The sequence below is a fragment of the Dyadobacter flavalbus genome (assembly GCF_006149045.1).
In the GTDB taxonomy this organism is placed as follows: Bacteria; Bacteroidota; Bacteroidia; order Cytophagales; family Spirosomataceae; genus Dyadobacter; species Dyadobacter flavalbus.
The window spans coordinates 1-661 of the sequence record NZ_VBSN01000017.1; the positions used below are offsets into that span (position 1 = coordinate 1).

Annotated in this window: 1 protein-coding gene; it reads right to left on the reverse strand. The window is 36.6% G+C overall.

Annotated elements, in window-relative coordinates:
* Window positions 1-164: 164 nt before the first annotated feature.
* The coding region (locus FEM33_RS02680) for a transposase (RefSeq protein ID WP_139010579.1) at window positions 165-661 on the reverse strand (497 nt) is incomplete at its 5' end.

Sequence of the window (661 nt, forward strand, 5' to 3'; positions counted from 1 at the left end):
CGGAATTCTAAGTTAAAAACAAACTTTAAGCATATTACTTTTTCAAGATACTGAACCTTATGCCTAGTATCGGCTCCACATTTTTTCTCACAACCCTCCATGATATTTGAGAGGGATTGCGAGAAAAAATGTTCAAAGAATATGGCAGTCTTATTTATAATTTGTTAGGCAACACGACTATACTGCATAATTGTCACGTATTTAGTTCCTCGGTTTACAGTAGCAAATACCCGATTAATAAGTTTTGCTTTAACTGCATTCAAAACACTCATTTTAACTTTTCCATCTTCTAATTTCCGCTGATAGTATAGCTTCAGCTCAGGATCATGCTGAATGGCTGCACTGGCACAGTTACTTAATAAAGCCTTCATTTTCCGGTTTGCAAGTGGACTAATCTTAGTCTTTCCTCTAATGCTGCTTCCAGAGCTGTGTTCAAAAGGTGCAACTCCTGCGTAACAAGCAAATTGTCGACCGTTATCAAAGGCGGTGAAATTTTGTGTGTAAATAAGAAAAGCTACTGCGGTAATCAGGCCAATACCTATAACTGAATTGATCAAATCGAAATGCTTCTGTACCTGTTCATCCTCTTTTAAGGTCTCTTCAATTTGTTTATCGGTATCATTTATTTGCTTTTCAATAAGCTTCTGCTGAACAATGGATT